General features: G+C 71.7%; 19 protein-coding genes and 1 pseudogene. 8 read left to right on the plus strand and 12 right to left on the minus strand.

Annotated features, from left to right (window positions below; all coding sequences use genetic code 11):
* Positions 1-18: 18 nt before the first annotated feature.
* The 4 genes from ACIQMR_RS11885 to ACIQMR_RS11900 all read right to left on the minus strand — a co-directional run bounded on the left by ACIQMR_RS11885 (position 19) and on the right by ACIQMR_RS11900 (position 5,239).
* Positions 19-1,899, minus strand: coding sequence for a glycogen debranching N-terminal domain-containing protein (locus ACIQMR_RS11885; protein ID WP_401385254.1), 1,881 nt, complete (start codon positions 1,897-1,899; stop codon positions 19-21).
* Entirely contained in the window at positions 1,896-3,296 is a 1,401-nt protein-coding gene (locus ACIQMR_RS11890; RefSeq protein WP_401385338.1) for an MGH1-like glycoside hydrolase domain-containing protein, read from the minus strand. The genes ACIQMR_RS11885 and ACIQMR_RS11890 overlap by 4 nt, the downstream gene beginning before the upstream one ends.
* A 17-nt stretch (positions 3,297-3,313) precedes the next feature.
* Entirely contained in the window at positions 3,314-4,114 is an 801-nt protein-coding gene (locus ACIQMR_RS11895; protein WP_401385255.1) for a sugar phosphate isomerase/epimerase family protein, read from the minus strand.
* 78 nt (positions 4,115-4,192) lie between these two features.
* Positions 4,193-5,239: a zinc-binding alcohol dehydrogenase gene (locus ACIQMR_RS11900; RefSeq protein WP_401385256.1), complete on the minus strand. Its 1,047-nt coding sequence runs from the start codon at positions 5,237-5,239 to the stop codon at positions 4,193-4,195.
* A 155-nt stretch (positions 5,240-5,394) separates the two neighbouring features.
* On the opposite strand from ACIQMR_RS11900, the gene ACIQMR_RS11905 reads away from it, so the two are divergent.
* The 5 genes from ACIQMR_RS11905 to ACIQMR_RS11925 are packed head-to-tail and all read left to right on the plus strand — an operon-like array spanning position 5,395 to position 10,922.
* Complete coding sequence (locus ACIQMR_RS11905; RefSeq protein ID WP_401385257.1) at positions 5,395-6,822, plus strand: ABC transporter substrate-binding protein; 1,428 nt, start codon at positions 5,395-5,397, stop codon at positions 6,820-6,822.
* 16 nt (positions 6,823-6,838) lie between these two features.
* Positions 6,839-7,888, plus strand: coding sequence for a carbohydrate ABC transporter permease (locus ACIQMR_RS11910; protein WP_401385258.1), 1,050 nt, complete (start codon positions 6,839-6,841; stop codon positions 7,886-7,888).
* Between the two features lie 29 nt (positions 7,889-7,917).
* The gene (locus tag ACIQMR_RS11915) at positions 7,918-8,784 is read left to right on the plus strand and encodes a carbohydrate ABC transporter permease (RefSeq protein WP_401385339.1); all 867 of its coding nucleotides are present in this window, start codon (positions 7,918-7,920) and stop codon (positions 8,782-8,784) included.
* Positions 8,785-8,802: 18 nt separating this feature from the next.
* Positions 8,803-10,032: an ROK family transcriptional regulator gene (locus ACIQMR_RS11920; protein WP_401385259.1), complete on the plus strand. Its 1,230-nt coding sequence runs from the start codon at positions 8,803-8,805 to the stop codon at positions 10,030-10,032.
* Complete coding sequence (locus ACIQMR_RS11925; protein WP_401385260.1) at positions 10,029-10,922, plus strand: Gfo/Idh/MocA family protein; 894 nt, start codon at positions 10,029-10,031, stop codon at positions 10,920-10,922. Before ACIQMR_RS11920 ends, ACIQMR_RS11925 begins: the two co-directional genes overlap by 4 nt.
* Before the next feature lie 118 nt (positions 10,923-11,040).
* On the opposite strand, the gene ACIQMR_RS11930 is transcribed toward ACIQMR_RS11925, so the two are convergent.
* The 5 genes from ACIQMR_RS11930 to ACIQMR_RS11950 form a co-directional block, all read right to left on the minus strand.
* Positions 11,041-12,627: a long-chain fatty acid--CoA ligase gene (locus tag ACIQMR_RS11930; RefSeq protein ID WP_401385261.1), complete on the minus strand. Its 1,587-nt coding sequence runs from the start codon at positions 12,625-12,627 to the stop codon at positions 11,041-11,043.
* 28 nt (positions 12,628-12,655) lie between these two features.
* Complete coding sequence (locus ACIQMR_RS11935; RefSeq protein WP_401385262.1) at positions 12,656-14,365, minus strand: aldehyde dehydrogenase family protein; 1,710 nt, start codon at positions 14,363-14,365, stop codon at positions 12,656-12,658.
* 141 nt (positions 14,366-14,506) lie between these two features.
* On the minus strand, positions 14,507-15,823 hold the full coding sequence (locus ACIQMR_RS11940; protein ID WP_401385263.1) for an MFS transporter: 1,317 nt from the start codon (positions 15,821-15,823) through the stop codon (positions 14,507-14,509).
* Positions 15,824-15,926: 103 nt separating this feature from the next.
* Complete coding sequence (locus ACIQMR_RS11945) at positions 15,927-16,850, minus strand: TauD/TfdA dioxygenase family protein (RefSeq protein ID WP_401385264.1); 924 nt, start codon at positions 16,848-16,850, stop codon at positions 15,927-15,929.
* Between the two features lie 189 nt (positions 16,851-17,039).
* A complete protein-coding gene (locus ACIQMR_RS11950; RefSeq protein WP_401385265.1) occupies positions 17,040-17,642 on the minus strand; it encodes a TetR/AcrR family transcriptional regulator in 603 nt (200 codons plus the stop codon).
* 224 nt (positions 17,643-17,866) lie between these two features.
* On the opposite strand from ACIQMR_RS11950, the gene ACIQMR_RS11955 reads away from it, so the two are divergent.
* The gene (locus ACIQMR_RS11955) at positions 17,867-18,058 is read left to right on the plus strand and encodes a hypothetical protein (protein ID WP_401385266.1); all 192 of its coding nucleotides are present in this window, start codon (positions 17,867-17,869) and stop codon (positions 18,056-18,058) included.
* A gap of 190 nt (positions 18,059-18,248) precedes the next feature.
* On the opposite strand, the pseudogene ACIQMR_RS11960 reads toward ACIQMR_RS11955, so the two are convergent.
* Together ACIQMR_RS11960 and ACIQMR_RS11965 are read right to left on the minus strand one after the other, a co-directional pair.
* Positions 18,249-18,941 (minus strand): annotated as a pseudogene (locus tag ACIQMR_RS11960) (hypothetical protein); the annotation flags it as partial.
* Positions 18,942-19,439: 498 nt separating this feature from the next.
* Positions 19,440-19,988, minus strand: coding sequence for a tellurite resistance TerB family protein (locus ACIQMR_RS11965; RefSeq protein WP_401385340.1), 549 nt, complete (start codon positions 19,986-19,988; stop codon positions 19,440-19,442).
* Between the two features lie 196 nt (positions 19,989-20,184).
* Here ACIQMR_RS11965 and ACIQMR_RS11970 point away from each other — a divergent pair, with 196 nt between their 5' ends.
* Both ACIQMR_RS11970 and ACIQMR_RS11975 read left to right on the plus strand, forming a co-directional pair.
* Positions 20,185-20,604 carry a VOC family protein gene (locus tag ACIQMR_RS11970; protein ID WP_401385267.1) on the plus strand — a complete coding sequence of 140 codons (420 nt, stop codon included), beginning with the start codon at positions 20,185-20,187 and terminating at the stop codon, positions 20,602-20,604.
* A 231-nt stretch (positions 20,605-20,835) separates the two neighbouring features.
* Positions 20,836-21,417, plus strand: coding sequence for a hypothetical protein (locus ACIQMR_RS11975; protein WP_401385268.1), 582 nt, complete (start codon positions 20,836-20,838; stop codon positions 21,415-21,417).
* Between the two features lie 39 nt (positions 21,418-21,456).
* Here ACIQMR_RS11975 and ACIQMR_RS11980 read toward each other — a convergent pair whose 3' ends face one another.
* The gene (locus tag ACIQMR_RS11980; protein WP_401385269.1) at positions 21,457-22,803 is read right to left on the minus strand and encodes a PP2C family protein-serine/threonine phosphatase; all 1,347 of its coding nucleotides are present in this window, start codon (positions 22,801-22,803) and stop codon (positions 21,457-21,459) included.
* Between the last annotated feature and the right edge of the window lie 216 nt (positions 22,804-23,019).

Genomic DNA, 23,019 nt, shown 5'->3' on the forward strand with positions numbered 1-23,019 from the left:
CGGGTCTCGGGTGCGGGGCTACGCCTGTGCCGCGTGCGCGGTCAGCAGCGCCAGCGGGGTCGCGGCCGCCCATGCCTGCGGCGAGTTCGCGTGCGGATACGGGACCACGGTCGCGTGCTCGTCGCGCCCGTATCCGGCGATCACCTCGGGGAGACGGTAGCCGTGCAGGACCGCGGCCGCCGTCAACCCGGAGGTGAGCGTGCGCAGTTCGGCTCCGCAGCCGTAGCGGGCGAGGCCGAGGGCGATGACGGCGTTGTCGTGGGGCCAGGCGCTGCCCCGGTGGTAGGACAGCGGATGGTACGGCGCCTGTCCCGATGCCAGGGTGCGGATCGCCCAGCCGGAGAAGAAGTCGGGCTCCAGCAGGCGGCCGGCGACGCGTTCCCCGTGCGGCTGGTCGAGGATGCCGGACCACAGCAGGTGGCCGGCGTCGGAGGCGAGCACGTCCACCTGCCGTCCCTCGCCGTCGAGCGCGAGGGCGGGGAAGTCCTGGCCGGACATCCAGAAGTCGCGGTGGAACCGCTCACGCAGAGCGGCGGCCGTCGCCTCCAACTGCCCGGCCCAGTCGGCGTCGTGCCACACGTTCCGCGCCAGCCGCGCGGTGCGCACGAGCGCGTCGTAGGCGTACCCTTGGGCCTCGCAGACCGCGATCGGGCCCTCGGCCTGGGTGCCGTCCGTGAAGCAGACGGCGCCGGCGGAGTCCTTCCAGTTCTGGTTGACCAGCCCCTTCGGGTCGGGGCGGTAGACGAGGTAGCCGTGCCGGGTCAGGCCGCCGTCGGTGAGCATCCAGTCGACGGCCGCCCGGGCGTGGTGCTCGAGCCGGAGCGCGAGCGAGGTGTCGCCGGTGGTGTCCGCGTACGCGCCGAGGAGCACCAGGAAGAGCGGTGTGGCGTCGACCGAGCCGTAGTAGCGCCCGTAGGGCACCTGCCGGAAGTGGGCGAGTTCGCCGTGGCGCACCTCGTGCACGATGCGGCCCGGCTGCTCCCCGCGGAAGTCGTCGTAGGAGCGGCCCTGGGTGGCGGCGAGCGCGAGAAGGGTGTTCTCCGCGGTACCCGGCCGGTAGGGCAGCAGGAAGTACGAGGTGAGGAGCGAATCGCGGCCGAACAGGGTGAGGAACCAGGGGATCCCGGCGGCCGGGACGGTCAGTTGCTCGCCGTCGATCCCGTCGGCGGGAACCTGGAGGAGATCGAGGTCCGTGAGCCCTTGCCGGCAGGCGCGCAGCAGGTCCGGGTCGGCGGACCCGGGCAGAGCCACCTCGTCGGACGGCGCGGGGAGCGGGACGGCCGGTGCACCGTGCGGGTGGGCCTCGGCGGTCAGGCGCAGTTCGGCCTCGCCGTGCGCGGGCAGCGTCAGCTCCCAGGCCAGACGCTGTGCGGTGACGGTGTCCGGAGCGGGCCGCGCGGAGACGGTCGTACGGGAGTGCCAGTGTCCGCGCCGGTAGCCGAACTCGACACCGTCCGCGCGGACATGGGTCTCGTGCTCGGCGTCCGGCTTCGGATAGGCGCGGTCGTCGGCGCGCAGCTCGAACTGGTCCGCGAAGTCGGCGTCGAGCGCGAGCCCGATGTGCGTGGTCAGCGCCGTCGGGCCGTTGTTGACCAGACGCACCCGGTCCGCGAACGTCCCTGCCCCGACCGACTGTTCACGGAAGACGGTGTAGGCGGGCGGCGCGTCGCGCGTGCCGGCGGGGGTGAGGACGCTGGTCGACGGGGCGGAGTCCGACGCCGGAACGAGCACGGTGGGGGCCGTGCCGTCGACCGTCAGCTCCCAGCGGCTCAGGTGGCGGGCGTCGCGCAGGAACAGCCCGTCCGGCGCCGTCCCCCGGGTCCCGGTGATCGAGCCGTCCGGGCCGAGAATCGCGAACGTACCGTCGCTGACGAGCAGAACGCGGCCGGAGGATGTCATCGAGCGGTCTCCTGAGGGTCCGGACCCGGGTTCGCGAGCAGATCGAGGGTGAGGGCGGCCGTCCAGGCGAAGTCGAGGGTGCCCCGGCCCTCGCCGGTGAACGGGTCGACGTACTCGGCGAACCCCGAGGTCCCGGCCGCCGTGAGGAAGGCGGCCCGCAGCCTGTCGGCGCGGTCGTCGGCGCCGTATAGACGCAGGCCGCGGCCGATGAGCCAGGCGGTGTTGAACCAGGCAGGTCCGCGCCAGTAGCGGGTCCGGTCGAAGGCGTGGCCGCTCAGCGCGTAGCTGGCGACGAGACCGGTGTCCGCCGCGCGGAAGTGGGGGCCGTCGAGCGTGTCGAGCAGGGCCCGCACGATGTCGTCGGGCAGGCCCGGGACGATCAGCGGCACGAGCCCGGCGATGCTGCGTTCCCGTACGAGCTCGCCGCCCACCAGGTCGCGGCAGAGGAACATCCCGGCCTCCGCGTCCCACAGGCGGCTGACGAGGGCGTCCGTCAGGCGTCGCGCGCGCTGCTCGTGGCGCAGCGGGTCGGCGCCGGTCGCCTGTGCGATACGGGCGAGCGCGTACTCGGAGACGATCAGCAGGGCGTTGAAGCACGGGTCCTCGACGGCGAAGGCGTGCTCTCCGTCCGCGTAGCCGCCGTCGCGGTAGTCGGCGGCGAGCCGCACGTACCGTCCGTAGTCGACGTCCGTGGGCCGGTCGTCGGCATGGCCGTGGTCCAGGTCGGCCCGGCGGAAGGAAGCGGGATCGGCCGGCGCGACACGGGAGAGCGGGACGTCCCAGCAGGGACTGTTGTCCATGCCCGGCTCCCACGGGTGCATCACCGCGGCGAGCCCGCCCCCGCCGAGGTCCCGGGCGGACAGCAGGTAGTCGTGCCAGGCCGCGAGACCGGCGTACACACGGGAGAGGAAGCCGCGCCGGACCGACTCGGCCGGGTCCGCCTCGTGCACGAGCCACGCGGCGAGCGCGTGCACGGGCGGCTGGACGATTCCGGAGGTCTCGGGAGCGGCGGGGGCTCCGGCGGCGGCGCCGGCATGCGAGGAGCGCCAGAAGTCCGGGCTCGGGAAGTAGGCGTCCAGGGGAACGGCCGGATTGAAGGCGATGTGCGGGATGCGCCCGTCGGCCCACTGGGCGCCGAGCAGCGTCTCCAGTTCGCGCTGGGCGCGGCGGGGCGACAGATGCCGCAGCCCGATCGCGACGAAGGCCGAGTCCCAGCTCCACTGGTGCGGATACAGGGTGCGGGAGGGGACCGTCGAGGAACCCGTCCAGTTCTCCAGGAGTACCCGTGCCGCACCGCGCCGCAGTGTCAGGTCCGCGGCAGCGGTGGGCACGGGCGGATCGAGGGCGGGCGTCCCGCCGGACGGCGTCCCGCCCGAGGAGGTCTCGTCGGCGACCATCGCGTCGAGGAGGGTCGTCATGCGCCGGACCGCCGAAGGAAGCCGGGGACGGAGCGCACGGCCTCGACCGGGTCGCCGGTCAGCCGGCACTCGGCGGCGAGGTAGCCGTCGTAGCCGATGGTCTTCAGCGCCCCGAGCCAGGCGGGCCAGTCGAGGTGGCCCGCGCCCGGCTGGAAGCGGTTGGAGTCCGAGACCTGGGCGTGGCCGATGACGTCCGCGTGGGCGAGGATCGACGCGGCCGGATCGGACTCCTCGATGTTCATGTGATAGCTGTCGATGCCGATCCGCACGCTGTCGGAGCCGACGGTACGGATCAGTTCCGCCGCCTGCTCCAGCCGGTTGACCATGTGGTCCTCGTACCGGTTGAGCGGCTCCAGGTAGAGGGTGACGCCCTCGGCGCGGGCGTGCTCGCCCAGCTCGGCGAGGCCGGCCTGCAGGACGTCGCGGTCCTCCGCCTCGCTGCGCGGCGGCTCGAAGGGAGGCAGCCGGCGCGAGAACATGCCGTACGACGCCGGGGTCTGCGCTCCGAGGCCGCCGAGCTCCCCGATGACGGAGAGCTGGGACTTCATCTGTGCGATCGCGTCCCGGCGCAGCTCCACGTCGAAGGCGCCGAAGAAGTGGAGCATGTCGACGCAGACGGTCGGCATGACGACGCCGTCCTTGAGCGCCTGCCGCAGCTCGGGCAGGCGTCCCCGGAAGTGGAAGTCGCCCTTGGCGCGCAGCTCGATCGCGTCATAGCCGGCTGCCTGCGCGAACTCCCATTTCTCCTGGAGTGTGTCGCCCGGCAGCAGCTGTTCCTGGGCGGCGGTCTTGAGCACGGTCTTGCTCCCTCGGTAACGCGGAAACGTCGGAAACTCGGATACGTGGAGCCCCGGACACTCGCCGGGGCCGAAGAATCAGAACTCCAGGACGACCTGGAGCGCGTCGGCGGGGCGCTCGTCCAGCAGGACGTACGCGTCGGCCGCGTCCGCGACCGGGACGACATGGCTGACCAGGGCCTCCACGTCGACCTGGCCTTCGGCGACCAGTCGCAGGAACGTCCGCTGGAGGCGCTCGACCGTCCAGCGCCCGGCGAGCTGAGGCGGCACCCCGCCGATCTGCGAGCAGATCAGCTGCACCCGGTTGTGGTGGAACTCGTCGCCCAGACGCAGCCCGGCGCCGTCCCCCTGGTAGAAGCCGGAGGCGACGACGCGGCCGCCGACGGCGACCGAGCGCAGGGCCTCGTGCAGGGCGGGGTAGGCGCCGCTGATCTCGATGGCGACGTCCGCGCCCAGTCCGCCGGTGGCCTCGCGGACGCGTTCGGCGACCGCGTCGGTGCGGGCGTTGAGCGTGTGCTGCGCGCCGTACGCCTTGGCGCTCTCCAGCCGGACGTCGAGGGCGTCCACGGCGGTGACGCGGGCGCCGTTCAGCTGGGCGAGGCGGGTCGTGAGGAGTCCGATGACGCCCTGGCCGAACACGGCGACGTCCTCTCCGACGTGGATGTCGGCGGCGAGGACGGCGTTGTAGGCGATGGCACCGACGCGGGCGAAGGCACCGGCGAGGGGCGCGAGCCCGGCGGGCAGGGTGTGTCCGGCCATGCGCTCGGCGGGGACGATGCCCTCGCTGCGGTGGCCCCAGATGCCCCACACGAGGTCGCCCGGCTCCGGCATGCCGGGAGTGCCGACGAGCTCGGGGGAGACCTCGGTGACCTCGCCGACCTCGGAGTAGCCCCAGCCCGCGACCGGGTACTCGATGCCGGCGGCGCCGTCGCGGAACAGCCGGGCCTCGGGGTCCCAGGTGCGGGTCAGATACGGGTTGGTGCCGCGGTAGGCCGTCAGCTCGGTGCCGGCGGAGATGCCCGAGTAGCGGGTGCGCACCCGCAGGTGTCCGGGCGGCAGCGGGGCGGAGACGTGCTCCGCGACCTCGACCTGGCGGGGGCCGGTGAATTGGACGACACGTTCCACGAGAGGGCTCCGAGGGGGGTTGGGTTCACCACTTAGGTTGAGAATATCTTCGACTTACGTCTTGTCAACCAGCAAAAGTGATGCTGAGATGCTTCATCGGTAGACGTAAGTCGGTGGTGGCTCAGACGCCGGCACCGAGGCACTGAGGACGGGACATGCGCAAGAGGACCCGGTGGTCGAAGGCGACCCCCCGACGGTCGAAGGCGATCGCAGCCGGTCTCGCGGCGGCACTGGGCATGGGAGTGCTCGCCGGCTGCTCCGGCGGCGGGAACGGCCCTGGCAAACCCGACAAGCGGATCACCGTGTGGTCCCAGGAGAACCTGACCCCGCGCGTGGCGGCCACCGAGAAGATCATCGGACGCTTCGAGAAGGAGACCGGCATCCAGGTCGATCTCGTGGGCGTCGACGAGGGCCAGATGCCCCAGCTGATCATGTCGGCCGCCGCCGCCGGGAAGCTCCCCGACGTCATCGGCGCCGTACCGATGGGCCAGACCTGGCAGATGTACGGCAACGGGCTGCTCAACACCGACGTCCCCAAGGCGATCGTCGACGAACTCGGCCCCGGGACCTTCAACGCCAACGCGCTCGGCCTGACCGCCGACGGCTCCACCCAGCTCGCCGTCCCCTCCGACGCCTGGCTGCAGCTCCTCGTCTACCGCAAGGACCTGGTCCAGCAGGCCGGGCTGAAGACGCCCGACACCTACGACGCCCTCCTCGCCGCGGCGAAGGGCCTCGACACCAAGGGACGGGACGGCATCGCGGCCGCCACCGACCCCAGTGACGTCTTCACCCACCAGAGCTTCGAGAACATCGCGCTCGCCAACGACTGCCAGCTCACCGACGACAAGGGGACGGTGAAACTCGACTCGCCCCAGTGCGCCACCGCGTTCGAGGCGTACGACACCCTCGCCCGCGACCACGGCGCACCCGGCACCCAGACCGTCGACTCCACCCGCGCCACCTACTTCGCCGGCAAGTCCTCGATGATCGTCTGGTCGTCCTTCCTCCTCGACGAACTCGCCGGGCTGCGCAAGGACGCCCTGCCCAGCTGCGCCGAGTGCAAGAAGGACCCCGGCTTCCTCGCCGCCAACAGCGGCATCGTCACCGCCCTCAAGGGACCCCACTCCGCGAAGCCGGCCCAGTTCGGCGAAGTGACCTCCTGGGTGACGACCAGGACCGCCGAGACGGACGCCTCGCGGCAGTTCATCGAGTACATGATGGGCGCCGGGTACGAGGACTGGTTCGGCATGGCACCCGAAGGCAAGATCCCCGTGCGCAAGGGCACCGCCGAACAGCCGGAGAGGTACCTGGACGCCTGGCGGCACAGCGAGATGGGCGTCGACACCCTCCGCCCCATGAACGAGGTCTTCTCCGACCGGCTCCTCGACCAGCTCGCCGACGGCGTCAGCAACATGCAGCGCTGGGGGATCACCCAGGGCGAGGGCGCCCTCGTCGGCGCGATGAACGGCGAACTGCCCGTCCCCAAGGCCATCGGTGCCATGACCAGCGGCCAGACCTCCCCGGACGAGGCCGCCCACGAGGCGAACGAGGAAGTCGCCGCCCTGCAGAAGTCCCTCCAGTAGGCCGAGGAACCGACCCATGACCACAGCTCAGCGCGGCGCGACGGAGCGCCCCCCCACGGACGGCGGCCCCACGGACGGCGGCCGCAAGACCCCCAGCAAGACCCGGCGCCCGCTCACCGCCACGCGCCCGCTCACCGCCGCCCGGCGCGAGAACCGCGCGGGACTCGCCTTCGTCTCGCCCACCTTCCTGGTGGTGCTCGTCGTGGTCGTCCTGCCCATCCTGTGGACCGTGCTCCTCGCGTTCCAGGACGCCAAGCTCGTCGACATCCAGGGCATGGGCCTGTTCGGCAACTGGACGCTCGACAACTTCCAGCAGGTCTTCGGCTCCGCCGGATTCTGGAGCAGCCTCTCCACGACCGTCATCTACACCGTCGGTGCCACCGTCGGATCGCTCCTGCTCGGCCTCGTCGCCGCACTCGCGCTCCGCACCCCCTTCCGCGGCCGCGGACTGCTGCGCGGCGCGATGCTCCTGCCGTACGTCGCCCCGGTCGTCGCCGTCGCGTTCGTCTGGGAGGTCGCGCTCAGCCCCCAGTACGGCATCGTCAACGAATGGGGCCGCACGCTCTTCGGCTGGGACGACCCGATCGCGTTCCTGTCCACGCGCGAGTACGAGATCGGCCTGTTCGGGCTGCACTTCGACATCCCGCTCGCCCTGCTGACCGTCATCGCCTTCGAGATATGGCGCTACTTCCCCTTCGCGTTCCTCTTCCTCCTCGCCCGGCTCCAGGCCGTACCGGACGTACTCGAGGAAGCCGCCAAGGTCGACGGCGCCACACCCCTGCAGCGCTTCCGCCACATCCTCATGCCGCAGCTCATGCCGGTCATGGCGCTGCTGTGCGTCCTGCGCTTCATCATGACGTTCAACAAGTTCGACGACGTCTACCTGCTCACCGGCGGCGGCTCCGGAACCGACGTCGCGGCCGTACGGGTCTACGACTTCCTCACCGCCCGCTACGACGTCGGCGCCGCCTCGGCCCAGGCCCTCGTGCTCGCCGCCGTCCTCGTGGTCCTGCTGGGCCTCTACTTCAAGTTCTTCGGCAAGAAGATGCAGGAGGAGCAGTCGTGACGCGCATCTCCACGACCCCCCGTACGCCCATGTCCCGGGCGCAGTTCGAGGAACGGCTCATCCGTGTCCTGCGCTGGATGGTGATCGCGTTCCTCGCCGCGATCACGATCGTGCCCTTCTACTACATGCTGCTGCTGTCGGTGAAGTCCATCGACGCGCTGCTGCTCGACCCGGGGTCCCTGTGGGTCTCGGCGAAGGACTTCACGCTCGACACCTACCGCAACGTCATGACGCCCGCCGAGGACGGCGGACAGGGCTTCACACGGCTGCTGCTCAACTCCGCGCTCGTCTCCCTCGGCACGGTGGTGCTCACCCTCGCCGCCGCCGTCCCCGGCGCGTACGCCATCAGCCGCCTCAGGTTCTTCGGCGGCCGGCAGGTGAGCGCCCTCTTCCTGGCCGTCTACCTCTTCCCCGCCACGCTGCTCGCCGTCCCGCTCTTCGTGATGTTCGCGAAACTCGGTCTGTCCTCCAGCCTCGTCGGCCTCGCGATCGTCTACGTGGCGCAGACCGTGCCCGTGTCGATCTACATGCTGAAGAACTACCTCGTCACGATCCCCTCCTCGATCGAGGAGGCCGCCGCCCTCGACGGCTGCTCCCGCCTGCAGACCGTGCGCAAGGTGATCCTGCCGCTCGCGACACCGTCGCTGATGGCCACCGGGCTGTACGTCTTCATGATCGCCTGGAACGAGTTCCTCTTCGCGCTGCTCTTCCTCGCCGCCGACCCCGGCAAGTGGACCGTCTCCCTGGGCCTCGCACAGCTCGCCAACGGCATCGAGGTTTCCAAGACCGTTCTGATGGCCGGGTCCGTGGTACTGACGATCCCCGTGGTACTTCTGTTCTTCGCCGCCGAGCGCCTCCTCACCGAGGGACTGACCAGCGGCGCGGACAAGAGCTAGGGGACGGGGACCACCACCATGCCGGGGAACCAGGCGAGCGCCGGACACCTGTTGCGGCTGATCCGCAGTGGCGAGGCGACCACACGTGGCGATCTCCAGCGCGCCACCGGTCTGTCACGGTCCACCGTCGGGCACCGGCTGGACCAGCTGTTCGGGGCCGGCTGGCTGCGTGACGCCGCGGGCACCTCGACCGGCGGACGCCCGTCCGCCCGCATCGAGTTCGACCCGAGGCACGCCGTCGTGCTCGCCGTCGACCTGGAGACCCGGCACGCCCGCGCGGCGGTCCTGGACCTCACCGGCACGGTGCTCGCCGTCCGCTCCGGAGGACTGCTGATCGGCGACGGGCCCGTGGCCGTCCTCGGCGAACTGGCCCGCTGGTTCGCGCCGCTGCTCGCCGAGGCGGGAGCCGGACCCACGGACGTGTGCGGCATCGGCCTGTCCGTCCCCGGCCCCGTCGACTTCGGCACGGGACGTGTCGTCCAGCCGCCGATCATGCCCGGCTGGGACGGCTTCCCCATCCGCGAGACGATGCAGGAGACGTACGAGGAGCACGTCGGCCCCTCGCGGGAACCGGGCCCCGTGCCGGTGCTCGTCGACAACGACGCCAACCTGATGGCTTACGCGGAACACCGCGCCGCCCACGCGGGCTGCTCGGCCTTCCTCCTCGTCAAGGCGTCCACCGGCATCGGCGCCGGCGTCGTCGTCGACGGCGGCATCTACCGCGGCATCGACGGCAGCGCCGGCGACATCGGGCACATCAGGCTGCACGACCGCCCCGACGCGCTGTGCATGTGCGGCTCCTACGGCTGCCTCGCCGCCGTCGCGAGCGGCCGCGCCATTGCGGCGCAACTGTCCGACCTCGGCGTCCCGACCACCTCCGGCTCCGACGTCCGCCGGCTCCTCGCCGAGGGACAGCCGGACGCGGTCCGCCTCGCACGCGAGGCCGGGCAGCTCATCGGCGAAGTGCTCGCCACCGTCGTCACGTTGCTCAACCCCGGCGTGCTGGTCCTCACCGGAGACCTCGCCGGGACCCCTTTCCTGACAGGCGTGCGCGAGCTCCTCTACCAGCGCGCCATGCCTCGTACCACCGCCCACCTCGACGTGGTGACGGGCAGACTCGACGACCGTGCGGGCCTGATGGGTGCCGCCGCCCTCGTCGTCGAGCACCTCTACGCGCCCGACGAGGCCGACCGGCGCCTCGCCGCGCTCGACGCCACCGCCGACCGCAGACACGGAGCCCCCGCATGAACACCCCCTGGACCCTGCCCCCCGTGAAGGTCGGCCTGATAGGCGCCGGCCCCTGGGCCCGTGCCATGCACGCCCGGATGCTCGCCGCGGGGCCGGAGACCGAACTCGCCGCGGTGTGGGCGCGCCGCCCGGAGGCGGCACACGAGACCGCCGCGCCCTACGGAGCGGCGGTCGCCGCCTCGTTCGACGAACTCCTCGACCGCTGCGAGGCCGTCGCGTTCGCCGTCCCGCCCGCCGTACAGGCGGAGCTGGCCGTCCAGGCCGCGAAGGCGGGCCGCCACCTGCTGCTGGAGAAGCCGCTCGGCCCGGACGTGCCCTCGGCACGGAGGGTGGCGGACGCGGTCGCCGAAGCCGGGGTCGTGTCCCAGCTCGTCCTCACCAAGCGCTACCACCCGGTGACCCGCGAGTTCCTGCGCAGGGCGGCCGAGCTGGAGGTCACCGGAGCGCGGTCCTGCTACCTCCACGGTGCCTTCCTCGGCGGAGACTTCGCCACCGCATGGCGCCTCGAACACGGTGCCCTGCTCGACCTCGGACCCCACCTCCTCGACCTCCTCGACACCGCGGTCGGCCCCATCGCCGCCGTCCACGCGACGGGGGACCCGCGCCGCTGGATCGAGCTCACCTGCGAGCACGAGAACGGCTCGGTCAGCCAGGCCTCCCTGTCCGGCACCGTGAACCTGCCGGGTGCCAGAACCCGCATCGAGCTCTTCGGTCCCGAGCGGGAACTCGTCTACGACACCGCCGAACTCGACCACGAGGAGTGCTGGCCCATACTGCGCAACGAGTTCGCCCACGCCGTACGCGCCGGCAGGTCGACCCCGATCGACGCGGCACGCGGCCTGCGGATCCAGGAGCTGCTGGCCCTCGCGACGCCCGCATTCCGAGGGTGAACGGGCCGGGGCCGGCTCCGAGTGGGAGACCGGCCCCGGCGGCGCGTTCGTGTCGCGGCGGGCGAGCGACGTGGCGATGGCATCGGCCGGCGTCACCGGCCGATGCCATCGGCGGGCATCACCGCCCCGCATCGACCACCGGATCGACGGTCGCGGGCGTGTCCCGGAGCTCGCGCTTGAGGATCTTGCCCGTGGCGTTCGTGGGCAGGATGTCGAAGAACTCGACCAGGCGGGGGTACTTGTAGCCCGCCATCTCCTCCCTGCACCAGGTGATGAGTTCCTGTGCGGAGAGCTCCGCACCCGGGGCGAGCACCACGCACGCCTTGATCTCCTCGCCGTGGCTCTCGTCCGGCACGCCGATGACCGCGGCCATGCCCACGGCGGGATGGGTCAGCAGCACCTCCTCGATCTCCCGGGGGTAGACGTTGAAGCCGCCACGGATGATCAGGTCCTTGGCGCGGTCGACGATGTGGAACCATCCGTCCGCGTCCCTGCGGGCCAGATCACCGGTGCGGAACCAGCCGTTGCGCATCACCTCGGCGGTCGCCACGGGCCGGTTGTAGTAGCCCTTCATCACGTTGTGGCCGCGGACGACGATCTCGCCGACCGCGTCGGGGCCGTCGACAGGGGTCCAGTCCTCGGCGATCAGGTCCACCTCCACGCCCCAGACCGGACGCCCGATGGACCCCGGCCGCGCCTTCTCGCCGCGCTGCGAGAACGTGGCCACCGGGCTGGTCTCGGACAGGCCGTACCCCTCCAGAATGGTGACGCCGAACCGCTCGGCGAACCGGCGGTGGATCTCGACCGGGAGTGCCGCGCCCCCCGAGCCGGCCATCCTCAGATTCCCGGCGATCCGCGGCAAGTCGACGTCGGTCGCGTCCGCTTCGAGCAGGGCCCAGTACATCGTGGGGACGCCCGCGAAGAAGGTGACGGCATGGCGCTGCATCAGGGCCAGGGCCGACCGGGCGTCGAAGCGCGGCAGCAGCACCAGCGTCGCCCCTGAGGCCAGGCCGGCGTTCATCTGAACGACCTGGCCGAAGGAGTGGAACAGCGGCAGGGTGATCAGGTGCACGTCGTGCTCGACCTCGCCGAACAGCTTGTGGCAGGTCAGCACGTTGAGCATCACGTTGGAGTGGGTGAGCTCGGCGCCCTTGGGCCGGCCGGTGGTACCCGAGGTGTAGAGGATGACCGCGGTGTCCCCGGCCTCGGTGGCGGTGGTCTCGAACTCGGCGCCCTGGCCGGCCAGCGCCGCCGTCAGCGTCTCGGCGCCGTCGATCGGGGAATCCTCGGTGGGAGCCGCGGTCATGAGGAAGAAGTGCTCGCAGCCCGCCGTCTCGCCGAAACCGGACCACCCCTCCCGCCCCACCGGGAGTTCGGCGCCGCCCTCGAAGCAGAAGTAGGCCTTGGCGTCCGAGTCGGCCAGGTGGTACGCGATCTCCCGGCCCTTGAGCAGCACGTTGAGCGGGACGACCACCGCGCCGGCCTTGAGGATGCCGTAGTACACGACCGGGAACCAGGGCAGGTTCGGGCAGGACAGCGCCACCTTGTCGCCGGGCGCGACACCGCGCGAGCGCAGCAGGTTGGCCACGCGGCCGGCGGCCGCGTCCAGTTCCGCGTAGGTCAGCTGCTGATCGCCGAGGACGACGGCGGCGCGGCCGGGCACCGCGCGGGCGCTGGTCTCGAGCATGACGGCGAGGTTGAGCATGGGATCTCCGTAGGGTCGTGTGGCGGTGTCAGCCGCGCAGCGCAGAGGCGAGGATGGCGGGAAGTTTCCGCAGGCCGGGCGCCGCGGTGAAGCGGGTGACGCGTTCCACCGTGGTCAGTGCGGTGCGGTTGGTGACGAAGTACGGCGGGCGCGGGGACAGCGACGGCTCGCCGGTGAGCAGCCCGCGCGGGGCGGGCGCGAAGGGGGCGCGCAGCACGGTCTTCTCGATGTCCTCGAGCATGAACGCGTTGTGCACGAATCCGATGCCGCTGCCGATGTTCTCGCGTGTGTGGCCGGGGAAGGCGCCCCAGGGCGTGAAGCCCAGCAGGAAGCCCACGCCGGACCAGCAGTTGACGCCCAGGGTGCCGTAGCGCAGGCCGTCGATCGCCGCCTCCACCACCGCCCGGTCGGTCTTCTCCGCCCTGGGGTGGACGATCAGCGTGGCGCCGAGGGTGCCGGGGAGGGTGTCGTTGGCGAAGTCGACCGCGTGGAGGAGGAATTCGGCCGTGGTCGCGCCGGGGAGCCGTACGACGCCCAGGGCGCTGCCGAAGACCTCGCCGGAGATCAGGACGTCGTCGTGGTCCGTGATGTCGGGGACGAGGACCCGGCAGCCGTCCCCGTGGATCTCCGCCTCCGGGTGGGCCGCGAGCACGGCCGCGAGGCGCCGCTCGGCGCCCGGGTAGTAGTCGGTGCGCTCCGGCAGCTCGCGCAGCACCCGCCGGATCTCGTCCAGGAGCCGCTCGGTGCCGTCCCAGTCACGGGGCACGACCAGGACCTGGCTGGCGATGCAGTTGTGGCCGGAGTTGTTCATCTTGCTGGTGACGATGTGCTCGGCCTGGAACCGGAAGTCCGCGTCGCTCCACGGCCCCGGGGCGACGATGCACGGGCTGACACCGCCCAGTTCACTGCTGAAGGGTTTGCCGACCAGCGGCCGGTCGTCGCGCCGGCGCTGCTCGGCGTCCTCGTCCGTACCCCAGACGATGGCGTCGTGGGTGCGGTCACTGCCGGTGACATGGATGGCGTCGATGCCTTCGTGGCGGGCGAGATGACCGCCCTCGGCCGCGCCGCCGTCGACGAGACGGACCCAGCCGCGCTCGACGAACTCGGCGAAGACCTCCTCGAAGTGCGGGCGCAGATAGGCGTTGACGGGGTTCATCTTGGCGATGACGACCTGCCCCTCGGCATAGAGCTTGTGCAGGATGTCGAGCGCGGTGATGGCGGCGACGTTCCCGGCACCGAGCACCAGGGCCACGGCGGGGCCTCCCGGCCGGCCCCGGTACTCGCCCGCGGCGCGCTCGCGGACGTGCTCCGCGGTGCTGCCGGGGCGCATCCACACCTGGGCCGCATAGCCGTTGAGCAGCACGGTGTCCCAGCCCGTGGCAGGGAAGACGTCGACGCGTGTACGGCCGCCCCGCTCGTGCACGGCCCGGGGGCCGAGCGGCTCCTCGCCCTTCGCGATGCGCCGCAGTACGTGCAGGAAGGCCGCGGCGTTCTGCGCCAGGGCCCAGGGTCCGCCGGTCCAGTCCTCGGCGGCCCAGGGGGAGTCGGCGGCGTACCCCTTGGCACGGGCTCCTGCCGCGGCCAGGCCGGCGGCGCCCGACACCACACGCGGCAGCAGCCGCTCCAGCAGGGCGATGCGTTCGGTGAGGGGGGTGGCGCACCAGGACACGGCGCCTTCGCGCAGCTCGGCGACGGCGTGGTCGAGCGGTGCGGTGTCGACAGCGGGGGCGGCGGTCACGGGGTCGCTCCTCGGGCAGCAGGTGGGTGGGGCGGCAGGGGGCGTCGGGGTACCGGTGGTTGAGGCGTGGAGACGCTGGAGGGTCGAGGCGTTGAGGCGTGGAGACGCCGGGGGGGTTGAGACGCTGGGGGGTTGAGACGCTCAGGCGTGGAGACGGGGTGCGTCGCGGGCGGGGTCGATGAAGGTGAAGGCGGCGAGCCCGCCGACCAGCAGCAGCGCACCGGACAGCAGGACCGCGCTCTCGTAGCCCGTCGTGCCCCGGCTGTCGACCAGGTGGCCGACGACGGCGGGGGCGATGAGGCCCGCGGTGGTGACCGCGGCGTTCATGGTGCCGAGCGCACCGCCCCGCCGTGCGGGCGGCGCGAGTTCGGCGACGGTGACGGCCGCGACGGTCGCGAAGGATCCGCCCAGGCCGAACCCGATGACCAGCAGAGCGGTCTTCGCTCCGGTGCCGTCCACCAGGGGCAGTGCGAGGCAGGCGGCGGCGCCGAGGAGCAGCAGGCTGCCGCCGACCCGGCCGCGCGCCCAGCGGCTGCTGACTCCGCGGCGCATGAGCCACCCGGTCACCCCTGCCTGACCGAGCAGCACGACGGCGCCGAACGCCCAGGGGAGGGCGACGAGGGTTCCGGACGCGGCGGAGGAGTGGCCGAGCCCGTTGTGCAGGTAGGAGGGCAGCCAGACGACCATCAGCGCCACGCACCAGTAGCTCGTGAAGTACGCGGCAGTGGTGCCGATCCAGGTACGGGTGCCGAAGATCCGGCGGTACGAGGGCTTGGCCACGGCGATAACGGAGCGTGCATCCGCGGCGTCGGAGCCGGTCTCCGCCGCGTCGGAGCGGTAGGGCCCGTCGGCGCCGAGCAGGGCCCAGAGCACGGCCCACACCACACCGACGCCCGCGACCACCCAGAGCGCGGCACGCCAGCCGTGGTGCTGGATGACCCAGGTCAGGCCGGGGGCGGCGGTGATCACGCCGAGGGTGACGCCGAGGGTGACCAGCGCCCCGGGGAGGTTGCGCCGGTGGTTGGGGAACCAGGACAGCGCGGCCTGCTGGGCGACCGGGAACGCCGGGCCCTCTGCGGCGCCCAGCAGGATCCGCGAGCCGATCAGTACGGCCAGGCCACCGCCGAGGGCCGCCGGCGCCTGCGCGACCGACCAGAGCACGGCCATGATCAGCAGCAGCCATTTCGGCCGTACCCGGTCGGAGAGCATGCCCACGCCGACGGCGGCCACCGAGAACAGCAGGAAGAAAGCGCTGCTGGCGAGTCCGAAGTCGGTAGCGGACAGGCCCATGTCCGCACGGATCTCGTCGGCGGCCAGGCCGAGCACGGACTTGTCCGCGAAGTTGACCATCATGAAGACCACGAGCAGGCCGGTGACGATCCAGGCGCGTGCGCCCGGCTTCCGGTCTGCCGGCGGGGCCTCGTCGAACGGTCTCGGTGCGATGTCGGCTGCGGTCACGGGGTCCTCCGAAAGGGTGCTGACAAGGGGCGGCCGCACGGTGAGCGGATGCGCGCCGCGGCCGTGCACGGGTCCGGTCGGGTTGTCGCGGGCGCCCATGGGCTCAGGAGAGCGGCACACCCGCGATCGCGATGCGCTCCATGACCCGGGGCATCGGGTAGTAGTCGTTGATCGCGTAGTGCTGGGTGGCGATGTTGTCCCAGATGGCGACGGAGCCCGGCTGCCAGCGGAAACGCACCTGGTACTCGGGGATGCGGGCCTGGAGGACGAGCTCGTGGAGCAGGTCGCGGCTCTCGGAGTCCGACAGGCCGACGATGCGTACGGTGAAGGGCTCGTTGACGTAGAGCACCTTGCGGCCGGTGCGCGGGTGGCGGACGACCACCGGGTGCTCGACGGGCGGCAGGTTCCGCCGGTGCGCGGCGATCTGGTCGGCCGTCATCATCGCGCCCCAGCTGTGCACCCAGTCGTGCTCGGCGGTGAGCCCGTCGATGCGCTCCCGTGTCTCGGGGGGCAGGTTGTCGTACGCGGCCGCCATGTCCGCCCACATGGTGTCGCCGCCGGAGGGCGGGATCTCGACGGCACGCAGGATCGAGCCGAGGGCGGGCGCGGCCATGAAGGAGTGGTCGCTGTGCCAGATGTTCTTGTTGCCGATGGCTTTGGCGTCCTTGGCGAGCCGGGAGACGCCGACGGTTTCGGTCTTCGGGAAGAAGGGGTTCGGCTCCGGCTCGCCCCATATGCCGCTCAGCGCGAGCTGGGACTGCGGGCCGAACGCGTGCTGATCGCGGAAGAAGATGACCTTCCACTCCAGCAGCGCCTGCCTGAGTTCCTCGGCGAGGTCCTCGCCGATCGGCAGCGAGAGGTCGACGCCGTCGATCTCGGCACCGATGTGCGGGGTGAGCGGGTGGATGCCCAGCAGTCGGTACTCGGTCCGGGACGCACCCGGTGCGGTGCGCTCGAGCAGGCGCTTCCCGAAGTGCATCAGGGGCTTGTCGAGGGCGTTGGCGGGGGTGGTGGCAGCGTGGTTCATGGGGCCTCCAAAGCGACGGCCTGGAATTCGTTACCGGAAGTATCGTTATTAGGCCATGGCATGGCAAGGGTCTGATGACGTCGATGTGAAGCCGGGCCCCGAGGGCGCAGGGGCGTCGCTCAGGAAGACGTGCCCGCGGAATGCGGTGAGTGGCTCAGGAAGACGTGCCCGCGCAACGCGGAGAGCGGCTCAGGAAGCCGCGCCCACGGCGCGCGCGACAAGATCCACCAGGGCCTCGACGAACCCGGCGTCGGGCAGCACCTGCTCGCCGATCAGCCGGAACAGCAGCGGTGCGGCCACGAGCGTGGCGGCGGCCCGGACGTCGACGTCGGGGCGTACGTCACCTCGGGCGATGCCTCGTTCGAGGATGCGCCTGGTCTCGCTGGTGATCCGCTCGGTGTACTGCGCGTACTGGCCCCGGACGGCGCCGGCCTCCGCCGCCGCGCCGATCATGCCCGCGATGAGGCGGTCCGACCCCGGCAGGCGGTACGCCTCAAGGCGTGCCGTGAGCACGACCCGCAGTTCGGCCCGGAGGTCGCCCAGATCGGGCACCGACAGGGTGCCGATACGGGACTCGGCTGCGGCGATGACCAGATCCTGCTTGGTGGGCCAGCGCCGGTAGATGGCGGGCTTGCTCACCCCCGCCCGGGCGGCGACGGCGTCCATCGTGACCGCCTGCATGCCCTGCTCGGTGACCAGCTCGACGACGGCGTTCAGGACCGCCCCGGTGACCCGCTCCTCGCGCGGCCGCCCCGGTCCCCGCTCCGTCCCACGCGCCTCGGTACCCGCCATGCCCCGAGCCTACGAGCTGAGCCGGACCGTGGCGGCCAGGGGGTGCGGTCGCCGAACGGGTGGCAGGCGGGGTGGCCGGCGCGGGCGGCCGGTGGGCGACAGTCGAGAAGTCCGGCCCGGCCACCGGGCGGCCGGGGAGCAGGGCCACCGCGACGGCCTGATTCCCGGCCTGAGAGCATGGCGAGGACCGTAGCGGTACGGACCGTAGTTGATGGGGGAAGACCATGGCTGTGCTCGTCCTGTCCGGCATTCTCGTACTCGCCGTCGGCGGATGCGCCTGCGTCGTGTGGGCGGCGCGCGGCGGCCCACGCTGGGTGCGCGCGATCGCCGGCGCGACCCTGGCGGCGGGCGAACTCGTCCGCCACACGGGACGCGCGAGCCGGAGCAGGAGCCAGGGCTCCGATTCGGACGGCTGACTCGCCGCGCGGCGTCCGGGCCGCGGATCTCGGCCGGGTCGGCTCCCCCGGCATGCGAGGACCCGGCTGAGGCGGACGCGCGAACCGTCTACGGCACGAGTTCCGACATCACGACGAGCGGCAGCGACGCGTTGGCCGCGGCCGCTTCCACCACCATCCGGTCCTCGTCCGCGAGCAGTTCGACGACGAGGTTGCTCAGCGCTCCGAGCTGCATCTCGTGCACGGTGGACTCGTGGGAGCCGTCGCAGGAGGCGCCCGGCCCCAGATCGCAGTCGCCCCGGACGCATCGCGGATCGTGTGCGAACGGCGTCTGTTCACGGTCGCAGACCAGGCAGCTCCGCGCCGGAGGCAGCCCCTCGCCGGTGACCAGCATCGCCAGGACCGCCGGCGGCGTCCTGTCGTTGCCCGCCACGAAGCGGCGGACTTCGGCATGCGGATGCGCCGCCAGCCGGGTGGCCCATTGCGGTGTCGTCCACGACGCGAGCTCCCCGACGACCCGTATCTCGGGGTCGGCTGCGAGCATCTCCGTCACATCGGGCGGCAGACCGGGACAGGCCGCCAGCTTCTCTCGGTACTCGACGGTGGGATCCGACGCGAAGTGACGCGCCCACTCCTGGCTGCCCGCACCCTCGTCGAGCAAGGCCAAGGCGGCGTACGGCTGGGTCACGGGATCGACGTCGGCGGTGCTCAGCAGGCCTCGGTAGGCGAGCGGTACCGCGGTCTCCTCGACGCACGCGGCGAGCGCGACCGCCTGCGCGGGACTGAGGTCCGCGCGATCAGCGAGTTCATCGGCGACATCGGCGTCCGCGATCGCCGTCAGCCGGTCGACCAGCTCGGGCGGCAAGGACGGATTGGCAGCGAGTCCGGACAGGACATGATTCACAGAGGCATCCTGCCCGGACCACGATCGAACGGCCCGTGAATTTCGGCGCCCCCGAGTTCCCGGCCGTGCTCCGCGCATCACAGCCCTTCCTCACGGACTGCGAGCGGCGCCGTTGCCGGGGCTCAGCCCGGCGTGGACCGTTCGGACGGGCGCAGGTTCTGCCGGAGGTCGGCCGCGCCGGTGATGATCGTGGTGCAGAGCCCGCAGCAGGTCGCGAACTTCTGGGTCGTGGCCGGGTCGAGTGGTCTCGGGCAGGGTGGCGCGCATCGAGCCGAAGTGCTCGTCGTAGTGCTGGTCGATGGCGGTGGCGCCGTCAAGCGTCGCTCGGCACCACGCCTTGTCCGGGAAGGCTTCCACCTGCTCACGCAGCTGCTCGGCGATCGCGTGAACGGCTGCCGCGTGGGGGCGCCTGCCGCCGTCGCCGCCGTGGGCGGGCGGTGGTGCCTTCCCGGACTCGACCGGCCGACGGCGACAGACGGTGCGGCAGGGGTGTGTGGCTCAGAGGCCGAACTCCTGCGGGGACAGGCCGAGCACCGAGCACGCCTCGCGCAGGACCTGCTCCTCGGCCGGTGCGACATACCCGTCCGCGCCGGCGACGACGAAGCCCGTCTGCACGACCGCCCTGGCCTCCGTCGGCTTCTTCGCCGCCTTGGCGATCTCCTGCATGACCTCGGCCTTGCCCTGCTGGAAGTTGAACGCCAGCTGGTCGACGTGCTTGTTGAACCGCTGCCGCAGCTGCTCGGGCGGGAAGTTCTGCAGGACGTCGTTGCTCAGGATCAGCGACTCCACGTGCTGCCGCTCGGCCGGGTCGACCTGTCCGTCGGCGGCCGCGACCAGGGCGCACATCGCCATGCTGGCGTCCCGGTAGGCACCGCTCTTCAGCTCGGTCTTGAGGGAGGTGAGCTGGGACTTGAGCGTCTTCACCAGCTGCGCCCGCGATCCGCCTGAGGACCCCGAACCCGGCCGTCCGTGTCCGCCGGAGCCCCGCGCCCCCTGCGTCTGCTGCAGCGTCTTCGCCTGGTCCTTGATCCGATCCCACATCGCCACTCGTGCCACCTCGGCTTCTGCCATGTCGTTCCGGTCACCCGCGCGCGATCCACGCGCTTTCCTGCCAACGCCTCCCGCGCCCTCGAAGTTCCGCGGCACGGCCGGCCGGCCTTGCCACGCCTCTCAGGTCGGCCCCGTGAGATGCCGGCACCCGTAGTCTGCTCGCACTGACCATTCGTCATGAAGGGAGCGACTTGTGGCTTCTCGTCTCAACCCGTACATCAGCTTCTCCGGCGATGCCCGGCAGGCCATGGAGTTCTACAGGAGTGTCCTCGGCGGCGAACTGCGCCTGAGCACGTTCGGCGAGTTCGGCGGCCCCGGTGGTGGCACCGGGCAGGACGACAAGATCATGCACGCCATGCTGGAGACCAGCAGTGGATTCACGCTGATGGGCGCCGACACCCCGCCCGGGATGGAGTACAAGCCGGGGACCAACTTCGCGGTGAGCCTGAGCGGCGACGACGCCGATGAGCTGACGGGCTACTGGGAGAAGCTGTCCGACGGCGGCAACGTGGCGGTTCCCCTCGAGAAGCAGATGTGGGGCGACGTGTTCGGCATGTGTACGGACAAGTTCGGCATCACGTGGATGGTCAACATCAGCGAACAGCAGTCCTGATCAGGCGACACCAGCGAGCGGCGCGTCGGCGACCCGTGCGGCCGCCGACGCGCCGCTCGCTGGTGCCCGGCGATCCGCGGGAGGCCGCCAAGGCCCCGGCGTGCGGCAGCGCCCAGCAGGGCTGCGGCGGGCCCCACCAGGCGGGCGGTACCGGGCCCAGTCCGGCATGGCGCCGGGACCGACGGTGCTATGTGCCGGATGCTGATGCCCTCCGACCTGCGGGAGAGGCACGTGAACGACCCCAGTACTCAAGGAACGCGGAATCCGGCATCCCACGGCGCGGGCCGTGACAGCGTCGGTCAGCCGGGGGTCATCGGCCTCGCACTCGCCGCCGTGCTGGCGGCCGCGCTCGCGCAGGGTTCCTGGCAGTGGTTCGCCACCTACATCGGGGTGACGCTTCTCGCCGTGCTCTTCGCCTTCCAGCGACTGCCCGCGTGGACGCCGGACTTCCGGTCCGCGTACACGCGCAGTCTGGTCGCGTACTCGATGGTCGTCGGCCTGTGCGTGGCGATCACGATCGCGCCCATGCTGCAGCGCTGGGCCTGGCTGTTCCCGATGCCGGGCACGCGCAGCAGATGCCCCGAGCTCGGCGCGTACGAGGCCATGCGGGCACGGGCCGCGCTGACGAACCTGGCCGGTCGCGACGGCGTGGCTCTGGCCTACGCGCAGAAGGCCCAGAGCCATGACGCCGTTGCCGCCTGCCTGTCGGCCGTCACGACCGAGTGGCTGCCCGCGTACGCGGCCGGTGCCGCCGTGCTGGTGGGTGCGTGGGTGTGGTTCCGCGGCCGGGCCCGGGCGGGGAAGAGGAACTAGCCGCCACGGCACCGGGCCGCCGCAGCGTGCGGGCGTCCGTCAGGGTGTCAGCCGGGCGGCGAGGATGGCGACGTCGTCGTGGAAGATGCCCTCGCGGTGCGTCAGGAGCTTGTCGCAGAGTTCCGTCAGGGGTTCCGTGGCGTGCGCGGCGGCGACGGTGGCGGCCTGTTGCATGCCCTCGTCGATGGGCCACGTCCGGTGTTCGACCAGCCCGTCGGTGTGCAGCAGCACGGTGGTTCCCGGTTGCATGACCTCCTCGTGGTCGTAGCGGGGCAGGTCCGGGTCGACACCCAGGGGGAGACCGGTTTCGGCGGTCGGATAGCGCGCCTGGCGGTCGGGGCCGATGAGCAGGGGAGGCAGGTGGCCGGCGCTCGCCCATTGCAGCCGGCGGCCGGTGCCCTCGGGTTCGAGGCGGGCGATGATCACGGTCGCCATGGGGCCGCCGTGGAGTTCGTGCAGGACGCTGTCCAGTCGGTGCAGGATGCGGCTGGGCGGCTCCTGTTCGTCGAAGGCGATGACCCGGAGCATGTTGCTGATCTGGCTCATGACGGTGGCGGCGGCGATGCCGTGACCCATGACGTCACCGAGCATCAGGCAGGGCACCCGGTCGGGCAGGTGGATCAGGTCGTACCAGTCGCCGCCGATTCGCGGGGCCTCGGTGGACGGCTGGTACCGGGCCTGGAGTTCCATGCCGTCCAGGTCGGGCATCCGGGGCAGCAGTCGCCGCTGGAACTCCTCCGTGGCCTGACGTACCTGCTGGTAGAGGCGGGCGTTCTCGATCGCCACCCCGGCGGCGCCGGCCAGCGCGACCAGCAGGTCCTCGTCCTCGCTCGTGAACGACTCGCCGTTGGTCTTCTCGGCCAGGTAGAGGTTGCCGTAGAGCGCGTCGCGCACCTTGATGGGTACGCCGAGCAGTGTGGGCGTGCGCAGACGTTCCCCGGCGCTTCCGCTGCTTCCGGTGGCGCCGCCCGCGCCGCCCGGGTCGCCGTGGCTCCGCGCGTGCAGGGGGCGCCGGTCGCCGAGGAGGGCGGCCAGCGGTCCGGCCGCGTGCGGGACGCCGTCCCCCGTGGCGGACGGTCCCCCGGTCGCGAACCCGGACGTGATCACCTCGCTGTACCGCTCCGCTTCGCCCAGCACCCCGAGCGCGCCGCACCGGGCCTGTACCAGCTCACAGGCGGTGTCGGTGATTCTGCGGAGGACCGCGTCCAGCTGGAGTTCCTTGCTCACCTCCAGGACCGCGTTCAGGAGTTCCTGCGCCCGGCCGGGCACCCGCGCGGCCTGTCGCAGCCCCTGCTCGAGGCGGTCCAGATGCTCATCGGTCAACTGCGGGACCGGCGGGACGTCCTCGTGGCCGTGCGGGTTTCCACTCTCAGAGGAGTACGTCATCGTGGTCGCCCTTCCGCGCTGCCCTTGGCGTGGTTCTTGCGGTCCGGACGGGACGAGCGGTGTCGGCCGCCTGTGTCACGTCGCTTTCGTGTGCCCTCCAGCTTCGCCGCAGTCGAATCACCACACAACAGATGAAAGTGCAGTATTCGGGTAGTCGGACGACACCGTTCGAATGATCAAAAGGGCGGCGGGTTAGCATGTGAGCGCCGCCTAGCT

Source organism: Streptomyces sp. NPDC091376, assembly GCF_044757085.1.
GTDB classification, from domain to species: domain Bacteria; phylum Actinomycetota; class Actinomycetes; order Streptomycetales; family Streptomycetaceae; genus Streptomyces; species Streptomyces pratisoli.

What these genes read in the sequence shown, in the direction of transcription:
- ACIQMR_RS11885 (WP_401385254.1), bottom strand. Translation starts at nt 1,899, where the DNA reads ATGACATCCTCCGGCCGCGTTCTGCTCGTCAGCGACGGTACGTTCGCG.
- ACIQMR_RS11890 (WP_401385338.1), bottom strand. Translation starts at nt 3,296, where the DNA reads ATGGTCGCCGACGAGACCTCCTCGGGCGGGACGCCGTCCGGCGGGACG.
- ACIQMR_RS11905 (WP_401385257.1), top strand. Translation starts at nt 5,395, where the DNA reads ATGCGCAAGAGGACCCGGTGGTCGAAGGCGACCCCCCGACGGTCGAAG.
- ACIQMR_RS11910 (WP_401385258.1), top strand. Translation starts at nt 6,839, where the DNA reads ATGACCACAGCTCAGCGCGGCGCGACGGAGCGCCCCCCCACGGACGGC.
- ACIQMR_RS11915 (WP_401385339.1), top strand. Translation starts at nt 7,918, where the DNA reads ATGTCCCGGGCGCAGTTCGAGGAACGGCTCATCCGTGTCCTGCGCTGG.
- ACIQMR_RS11920 (WP_401385259.1), top strand. Translation starts at nt 8,803, where the DNA reads ATGCCGGGGAACCAGGCGAGCGCCGGACACCTGTTGCGGCTGATCCGC.
- ACIQMR_RS11925 (WP_401385260.1), top strand. Translation starts at nt 10,029, where the DNA reads ATGAACACCCCCTGGACCCTGCCCCCCGTGAAGGTCGGCCTGATAGGC.
- ACIQMR_RS11930 (WP_401385261.1), bottom strand. Translation starts at nt 12,627, where the DNA reads ATGCTCAACCTCGCCGTCATGCTCGAGACCAGCGCCCGCGCGGTGCCC.
- ACIQMR_RS11945 (WP_401385264.1), bottom strand. Translation starts at nt 16,850, where the DNA reads ATGAACCACGCTGCCACCACCCCCGCCAACGCCCTCGACAAGCCCCTG.
- ACIQMR_RS11950 (WP_401385265.1), bottom strand. Translation starts at nt 17,642, where the DNA reads ATGGCGGGTACCGAGGCGCGTGGGACGGAGCGGGGACCGGGGCGGCCG.
- ACIQMR_RS11955 (WP_401385266.1), top strand. Translation starts at nt 17,867, where the DNA reads ATGGCTGTGCTCGTCCTGTCCGGCATTCTCGTACTCGCCGTCGGCGGA.
- ACIQMR_RS11980 (WP_401385269.1), bottom strand. Translation starts at nt 22,803, where the DNA reads ATGACGTACTCCTCTGAGAGTGGAAACCCGCACGGCCACGAGGACGTC.